Origin of the sequence: Ramlibacter sp. (genome assembly GCF_035706265.1) — a bacterium.
Lineage (GTDB): Bacteria > Pseudomonadota > Gammaproteobacteria > Burkholderiales > Burkholderiaceae_C > Ramlibacter.
Genome location: NZ_DASSVG010000652.1, coordinates 1 through 7,645 on the forward strand (window position 1 = coordinate 1; position 7,645 = coordinate 7,645).

The window sequence follows — 7,645 nt, forward strand, 5'->3', positions numbered from 1 at the left end:
CCGGGCGGCAGGCCCTGCAGCAGGCCGGTGACGCCGGACAGGGTGCCGTCGATGGGCCCGCGCACGGCCTGGAAGGCCGGACGGAAGTGGTCCACCGCCCATTGCAGGCCCTGGTCGATCCACTGGTCGAGCGGCAGCGAACCGTCCCACAGTTGGTGCAGCTGGAAGCCGGTTGGATCGGGCAACGCGTCGGCGGTCTGGGGCGGCGCGGCGAGCCAGTCGGCGTTGCCGGTGTCGGCGGGGGCGTCCCAGGCCGATGCGGTGTCGGCCTCGGCGGCCGGGCCGGAGAGATCGGCACCTGCCTCGGCCCAGGGATCGCTCGCCTGCAGTGCGGCGTCCGGCGCGGAAGGCGCCGAGGCGGCCGGGGACGGGGCCGCGCTCGCGGCCAGGGCTTCTTCGAGAGTCGTTTCCGGGATGTCGTTCATGCTCTTCTCGCGGTTGTCTGCGCGCCGCTCACTCGGCGCCGCGGTCCAGGAACTTCAGCAGCGTGGTCTTGCTGATGGCGCCCATGTAGCGGCCGCCGGCGTCGATCACCGGCAGCGGATGCTCCGAGCGGGCGACCAGCCCGAACAACTCGCTCACGGGGAGATGCGCGGCCACCGGCGGCCCGGCGTCCTTCACCGGCCCCGGCAGCGCGATGTCGCCCGCGGTGAAGACGGCGGCGGCATCGACGCCGCGCACGAAGGCGCGCACGTAGTCGTCGGCGGGTGCGCGCAGGATCTCCTCCGGCGTGCCGACCTGCATCACCTGGCCGTCCTTCATGATCGCGATGCGGTCGCCGATGCGCATCGCCTCGTCGAGGTCGTGCGAGATGAAGACGATGGTGCGGCGGCGCACCTGCTGCAGGCGCAGCAGCTCGCCCTGCATCTCGGCGCGGATGATCGGGTCGAGCGCCGAGAAGGCTTCGTCCATCAGCAGGATGGCGGGGTCGGAGGCCAGCGCGCGGGCCAGGCCCAGGCGCTGCTGCATGCCGCCCGAGAGTTCGTCGGGATAGCTCTCGCCCCAGCCGGCCAGGCCCACCTGCGCCAGCGCCTGGTCGGCCTGCGCCAGCCGCTCGCGGCGCGCCACGCCCGCGAGCTCCAGCCCGAAGGCGGCGTTGTCGCGCACCGTCATGTGCGGCATGAGCGCGAAGGACTGGAACACCATGCCGAAGTCCTTGCGGCGCAGCGCGCGCAGGCGCGCCTCGGAATGGCGCTGGATGTCCTCGCCGTCGATGACGATGCTCCCGGAGGTGGGCTCGATCAGGCGATTGAGCAGGCGCACCAGCGTCGACTTGCCGGAGCCGGACAGGCCCATTATGACGAAGATCTCGCCCGCGCCGATGCGCAGGTTGGCGTCGAAGACGGCGATGGACTGGCCGGTGCGCGCGAGGATCTCCTGCTTGTCCATTCCCCGGTCAGCGAGGTCCAGCGCCTGCTGCGGCGCGTCTCCGAACACCTTGAATACGTGGTCGACCAGGATTTCCTTGGCCATGCGGCGGCTCCTTTCGGACAGGTTGTCGTTCGCGGCGCGCGCACGCGCGACCGCAGCGAGCCGAAGCCGCCAGGCACTGAAGACGACAGGTGACGAAGCCAGAGCCTGTGACGCGCCGGGAATGCCGCGCAGCGGGCCTGGTCAAGGGGGCTGCGAGGGCCGGCGCGCTGCGGCGTCGGGGCCGGAAAACCGGCGGGGGTGCCGGGCACGGGCCCGGCTGGAAGGTCTTGGTACCGCGACGGGAATCAGGTCGTTCCGCGAGTAGTACCAAAGTGGCCCGGCACGGTGGCACGGGCGCTTGGAAGGGGTGGATTATAGGACAGGCGCTTCGGCGGCCGGGCCGAAGCGCCTGCAAAGACCGCGTGCGAGGGGGCGGGAACGCCCTAGTCGACCTTGGCGCCGGTGGCCTTCACCACGGCACCCCAGCGGTCCGTTTCCGAGCGAATCCAGGCGGCGAACTGCTGCGGCGTGCTTGCAATGACCTCGAACTCCATCTCCTGCAGCCGCGCCGTCATCTCCGGCGTCTTCAGAATCTTCACGATCTCGGTGTGCAGGCGATCAATCACGGGCTTCGGCGTCCCCGCGGGGGCCAGGAAGCCGACCCAGCCGGTGGCATCCATGTCCTTGTAGCCCAGCTCGATCAGCGTCGGCACCTCCGGCGTGCTGGGGAAGCGCTTGTCGCCGCTGGAGGCGAGCAGCTTCAGGCGTCCCTGCTTGGCGAACTGCAGCACGTTGCCGGGCACCATGAAGGCGGCATGCACGTTGCCGGCCAGCAGGTCGGTGACCGCAGGCGTGGCGCCGCGGTACGGGACGTGCGTCGCCTGGAAGCCCGCGGCGCGCTTGAACATCTCCATCGTCAGGTGCGATGCGCTGCCCATCGCCACCGACGCATAGGAGTACTTGGCCGGCGACGCCTTTGCCTTGGCCACGAACTCCTTGACCGAGGAGAAATCGGCGCCAGGCCCCGCGACGAGGTACTGCGGCGACTTCACGGCCAGCGTGATCGGCATCAGGTCCTTCTGCGGATCGATCGGCGGCTTCTCGAACAGCGAGGGGTTGATGGCCAGCGGGCCGTTGTAGCCGACCAGCAGGGTGTAGCCGTCGGCAGGCGAGCGCGCGACGTACTCGGCGCCGATATTGCCGCCGGCGCCGGGTTTGTTCTCCACGACCACGGGCTGGCCGAGCACTTCCTGCAGCTTCGGCGCGACCAGGCGGGCCAGGGCGTCGTTGGTGCTGCCCACGATGGGCACCACGATCTTGATCGGCTTGTTCGGCGTCCACTCCTGGGCGTGGGCTGCGATGCAGCCCGTGGCGAGGGCGACGAGGGCGAGGGCCTTTCGGCAGACGGGTTTCATGCTGAGAGACATGGCGACTTACTGCGGCTTGATGTTCGCCGTCTTCGCCACGCCACTCCAGCGCGCGATGTCGTTGGTGATGCGGCGCCCCAGTGCAGCGGAGTCCGCGTTGCCCGGCTCGAGGCTCAGCGCGTGCATCCTCTCGATCGTGTCCTGGTCCTTCAGGATCTCGCCGACCGCGGTACGCAGCTTGGCCAGCACCGGCTCCGGCGTTCCCTTCGGGGCCATCAGCGCCGTCCAGATCGGGATGTCGTAGCCGGCGTAGCCCGACTCGGCGACCGTTGGCACGTCCGGCAAGGCAGCGGAGCGCTTCTCGGTGGTCACGGCCAGCGCCTTGAGCTTGCCGGCCTTGACCTGCTGGAGCACCGCGGGGCTGTCCAGCACGCCGACCTGGATCTCACCACCGAGCAGCGCCGTCACCACCGGGCCCGACCCGCGGTAGAGGATGTGGTTGAACTTGAGACCCGCGTGCTCCGTGAGCGTTTCGGCGACCAGCACGAAAGAGGTGGTGGGCGTGCCGTGATCGAGCTTGCCGTCCTTGCGCGTCTTGGCGAACTGGACCAGTTCCGCGAAGTTGTTCACCGGCAGCGACGCGGGCACGGTGACGACCAGAGGGAAGGAGCCGAGCAGCGCGATCGGCTCATAGTCCTTCGCCGGGTCGTACGGCAGGCTCCTCATCAGGATCGGGTTGGTGGTGAGGCCGCCGCTGGAGGAAACGAGGAGGGTGTAGCCGTCCGGCTTGGCCTTGGCGACGAAGTCGTTGCCGATGGCGGAGTTGGCGCCCGGCTTGTTCTCCACCACGAACGCCTGCTTCAGCTTGTCCTGCAGCTTGGCGGCCATCAGGCGCGCCAGGATGTCGTTGGTGCCCCCCGGCGCGAAGCCGACGACGATCTTCACCGGCTTGTCCGGATAGTCCTGCGCCGCCGCCTGGGGAGCATGGGCCGCGAGGGCCAGCGCGGCGACGCCGGGAAGCAGGCGCAGCACGTGGCGGCGCATGGAAAACACGGAACGGGGCATGCGGATGTCTCCTGCAGATGACGATGGGATCGGGGCATCCGCCGTGTCCGTTCAGCGGATTGCAAGTCCATTTTATGGACGGATCTTGATCTGCGTCAAACTTCGGATCTTGTGTCCGCGTGCCGGACACCCTGGGAAGCTAGGCGCGCCGCCGCGCCTCGCTGCGGTAGCCCAGCGCTTCCGACAGCCTGGCCGCCTCTTCGAGCAGGAGCTTGCCGATCGCCTTCTGGCGCGCCGCGTCGAGGCGGACTTCGGGGCCGAACACGCCCATCGAACCCGCCACCTGGGCGTCGCGGTCGAAGAACGGCACGGCGACGGCCACCGCCCCCGAGATCAGCTCGTTGCGGCTGATCGCGTAGCCGCGCTTGCGGGTCGCGGCCAGTTCCGCCTGCAGGTCGTCCAGGTCGACTTCCGTCCCCTGCGAGTAGCTGCGCAGCTGCTCCGGCGATGCGTCCATGTGGGCAAGGATCGCCCGCCCGCTCGCGCCCAGCACGACGCGCTCCGTGTAGCCGACCCCGCGCTTGAAGTTGAGGGGCTGCGGGCTGGGAAGTTCGGCGATGCAGAGCCGCAGGTTGCCCTGCGGCACGAACAGCGCCACGGTTTCCCTGGTTTCGGCCCAGATGCGACGCAGCACCGGCTCGGCGACCGTGCTGAGGTCGAGCGTGGACTTCCAGACATGCGCCAGCCGTGCCACCGAAGGGCCGAGGCGGAAGCGCTGCGGTTCGCCCACCGAAACCAGGAAGCCCTTCTCCTCCAGCGTGTAGAGCAGGCGGTAGAGCGTCGGGCGCGACAGGTCGACCCGCTTGAGCAACTCGCCCGCGGACAGCTCCGGGTCGCCTTCGCTGAAGGCCAGCAGGATCTCCAGTGCGCGCCCCACGGCGCGGACGTTCTCGTTCTTTTCGGCGGTCCCCACGGTTCATCTCCCTCGATCTGGATCGGCCATTATGTCCGCTCTGCGGACAGTTTGACTCAGATCAAACAAAGTCCATAGAATGGATTCCATGTCCGCGATACGGACTTGCCAGGAGAACCCGATGTCCCAGCCCCTCATCCCCGTGACGCTGCTGTTCGCCGACGGCGTCTCGCACCGCCTGCAGGTCCCCCGCGGCGGCAAGCTGGTCGAGACCGCGACCGCGGCCGGCCTGAACCTGCTGACCGACTGCTCCAACGGCCAGTGCGGCACCTGCACCGCCCAGCTCGTTTCGGGCTCGGTGGAACTGGAGGACTACGACCGCGCCGTGCTGCCCGACGAAGACCGCGCCTGCGGCACCGTGCTGCCCTGCGTCTGCCGCGTGACCAGCGCCTGCGCGATCGAACTGCCTTACGACTCCAGCGAGGCCCTGAGCGAGGAACCCGCGCCGATTTCGGCCGCAGTCACCGCCATCGAGCCGGTCGCGAGCGAGACGGTCCGCCTCGAAGTCGAGGTGCCGGACGCCCTCGTCTTCGAACCCGGCCAGTACGTGCGCATCACCCCGCAGGGCGCGGACTTCCACCGCTCCTATTCCATGGCCAACGTGCCGGGCACCAATCGCCTGCAGTTCTTCGTCCGGCTGGTCGAGAACGGCGCCTTCTCGCAATGGCTCGCCGCTGCCAAGCCCGGCGACCAGGTGGAACTGAGCACGCCGCACGGCACCTTCTTCCTGCGCGACGAAGACCGCCCGCGCCTGTTCGTGGCCGGCGGCACCGGCGTGGCCCCCTTCCTGTCGATGCTGCGCAGCATGGCCGCCCAACCGGCTTCGCAGCGTACGACGCTCGTGATCGGCGCGCGCACGCCCGGCCACCTGTTCGCGCTGGAGGAACTCAAGGCGCTCGGGTCGCGGCTGCAGGGCATGGACCTGCAGATCGCCGTCGAACAGGATGCCGAGCCCGGCTGCCACACCGGCTACCCCACCGACCTGATCCCGAAGCTCGGGCTCGACCCCGCCACGCGCGTGTACCTGTGCGGTCCGCCGCCGATGGTGGAAGCCGGCCGCCGCGCCGCGGAGGCCGCCGGCCTGGCCAAGGGCGACGTGCTGTGCGAACGCTTTGCCTGACGAACCCCTGAACGAAGAGAGAAAAGCATGATCCCGATCACCACCGAAGCCCGCTACAACGCGATGGTCAACCTGCGCAAGGGCGAGATCAGCCGCGAGATCTTCTCGAGCAAGGAAATCTACGAGGAGGAACTCGAAAAGGTCTTCACCCGCGCATGGCTGTTCGTCGGCCACGAAAGCCAGATTCCCAACCCGGGCGACTTCTTCACCTCGCGCATGGGCGGCGAGTCCGTGATCCTGGCGCGCGACAAGAAGAAGAAGGTCCACGTCTTCCTCAACTCGTGCCGTCACCGCGGCATGAAGGTGTGCCAGTACGACCACGGCAACACGCAGCTCTTCACCTGCCCCTACCACAGCTGGAGCTACACCACGGACGGAAAGCTGTTCGGCGTGCCGCAGTTCAAGCAGCTGTACGAAGGCTGCATGGAGAAGGAAGAGTGGTCCCTGATCGAGGTCCCCAAGATGGAGATCTACAAGGGCACCGTCTGGGCCTCCTGGGACAAGGATGCGCCGGACCTCCTGACGTATCTCGGCGACGCCAAGACCCACCTCGATCTGGCGCTGGACTGCCGCGACGGGCGCGAGGGCGGCTCCGAAGTGCTGTTCGGCGTGCACAAGTGGATCATCCCGTGCAACTGGAAATTCGCCGCGGAGAACTTCCTGGGCGACACGTACCATAACGTGAGCCATCGGTCCGTCGACCTGATCGGCATCGGCCCGAGCGCGGAGGCCGGCGTGAAGGGCCGCCGCGACAACGAGATGGAGAAGGCGCAGCACGTGTGGGCCAACTTCCCCGCGGGCCACGGCGTGCACAGCGCCATCATGCCGGAGGACTGGGAGTTCCTGAACACCTATCAGAACAACCCGGTGGTGGCCGAATACTTCCGCGAGGCGCACGCGAAGCGCAAGGAGCGCCTCGGCGCCGAGCGCCACCGCCTGATCCCCTTCGTCGGCACGATCTACCCGAACGTCTCCTTCCACGGCAACCAGCCGCGCAACCTGTGCGTCTGGCACCCGCACGGCCCCGAGCAGACCGAAGCCTGGCGCTTCTTCCTCGTCGACGCCGACGCGCCGCAGGAGGTGAAGGATTTCCTGCGCACCTACTACATGCGCTACTCCGGCCCCGCGGGCATGACGGAGCAGGACGACATGGAGAACTGGAACTACGCCACAGCCGGCAGCCGCGGCGTGATCGCGCGCCGTTATCCGTTCAACTACGCGCAGTCGTTCGGCAAGGTGACGACCAACGGGCCGGTGGCGGGCAACGTGAGCCTGCAGGTGAGCGAGGAGAACCCGCGCCAGTTCTACCGCCGCTGGCGCGATTACATGAACGCCGCCGACTGGGACACCCTGCTGGGCCGCAAGGACAAGGAGCCGGCGAGCTTCGCCGCCTGAGGCCATGTCCGTCGTCATCGTGACCGGCGGGACCTTCGGTCTCGGCCAGGCGATCACCGTCGAACTCGCGCGCCGCGGCCACCAGGTGGTGGCCTTCGGCCTCGCGCAGGCGCAGGTCTCCAGCACCGCCCAGGGCGTGGCGTCGGTGCTGGAGGCGCTGGAACAGGCCGGCTGCCGGGCCGACGTGCTGGAGGCGGACGTCTCCAACGCGGCGGACGTGCAGCGGGTCGTGGAGCACACCGTGGCGCGCTACGGCGCGATCCACGGCCTGGTGAACAACGCCGCCATCGGCCCGCTGGGCACCGTGCTCACGACCGACGAACCGGTCTTCGAGAAGATCCTGGCCGTCAACGTGAAGGGCACGTACCTCGC

Annotated in this window: 7 protein-coding genes and 1 pseudogene; 3 read left to right on the forward strand and 5 right to left on the reverse strand. The window is 68.7% G+C overall.

Features of this window, described 5'->3' with window-relative positions:
- The 5 genes and pseudogenes from VFM98_RS23420 to VFM98_RS23440 all read right to left on the reverse strand — a co-directional run.
- A pseudogene (locus VFM98_RS23420) lies at positions 1 to 425 on the reverse strand (proline/glycine betaine ABC transporter permease ProW); the annotation flags it as partial.
- 28 nt (positions 426 to 453) lie between these two features.
- Entirely contained in the window at positions 454 to 1,473 is a 1,020-nt protein-coding gene (locus tag VFM98_RS23425; RefSeq protein ID WP_325112304.1) for a betaine/proline/choline family ABC transporter ATP-binding protein, read from the reverse strand.
- 383 nt (positions 1,474 to 1,856) lie between these two features.
- Positions 1,857 to 2,828, reverse strand: a complete 972-nt coding sequence (locus VFM98_RS23430; RefSeq protein WP_325112305.1) for a tripartite tricarboxylate transporter substrate binding protein — start codon at positions 2,826 to 2,828, stop codon at positions 1,857 to 1,859.
- 18 nt (positions 2,829 to 2,846) lie between these two features.
- Positions 2,847 to 3,845 carry a tripartite tricarboxylate transporter substrate binding protein gene (locus VFM98_RS23435; protein WP_325112306.1) on the reverse strand — a complete coding sequence of 333 codons (999 nt, stop codon included), beginning with the start codon at positions 3,843 to 3,845 and terminating at the stop codon, positions 2,847 to 2,849.
- A 139-nt stretch (positions 3,846 to 3,984) separates the two neighbouring features.
- On the reverse strand, positions 3,985 to 4,758 hold the full coding sequence (locus VFM98_RS23440) for an IclR family transcriptional regulator (RefSeq protein WP_325112307.1): 774 nt from the start codon (positions 4,756 to 4,758) through the stop codon (positions 3,985 to 3,987).
- 121 nt (positions 4,759 to 4,879) lie between these two features.
- Here VFM98_RS23440 and VFM98_RS23445 point away from each other — a divergent pair, with 121 nt between their 5' ends.
- The 3 genes from VFM98_RS23445 to VFM98_RS23455 all read left to right on the forward strand — a co-directional run.
- Entirely contained in the window at positions 4,880 to 5,878 is a 999-nt protein-coding gene (locus tag VFM98_RS23445; protein WP_325112308.1) for a 2Fe-2S iron-sulfur cluster binding domain-containing protein, read from the forward strand.
- A gap of 27 nt (positions 5,879 to 5,905) precedes the next feature.
- A complete protein-coding gene (locus VFM98_RS23450; protein WP_325112309.1) occupies positions 5,906 to 7,273 on the forward strand; it encodes an aromatic ring-hydroxylating oxygenase subunit alpha in 1,368 nt (455 codons plus the stop codon).
- A 4-nt stretch (positions 7,274 to 7,277) separates the two neighbouring features.
- The coding region (locus VFM98_RS23455; protein WP_325112310.1) for an SDR family NAD(P)-dependent oxidoreductase at positions 7,278 to 7,645 on the forward strand (368 nt) is incomplete at its 3' end.

Coding starts and splice junctions, on each gene's coding strand:
- VFM98_RS23435 (WP_325112306.1), bottom strand. CDS start 3,845: ATGCCCCGTTCCGTGTTTTCCATGCGCCGCCACGTGCTGCGCCTGCTT.
- VFM98_RS23445 (WP_325112308.1), top strand. CDS start 4,880: ATGTCCCAGCCCCTCATCCCCGTGACGCTGCTGTTCGCCGACGGCGTC.
- VFM98_RS23450 (WP_325112309.1), top strand. CDS start 5,906: ATGATCCCGATCACCACCGAAGCCCGCTACAACGCGATGGTCAACCTG.
- VFM98_RS23430 (WP_325112305.1), bottom strand. CDS start 2,828: ATGAAACCCGTCTGCCGAAAGGCCCTCGCCCTCGTCGCCCTCGCCACG.
- VFM98_RS23425 (WP_325112304.1), bottom strand. CDS start 1,473: ATGGCCAAGGAAATCCTGGTCGACCACGTATTCAAGGTGTTCGGAGAC.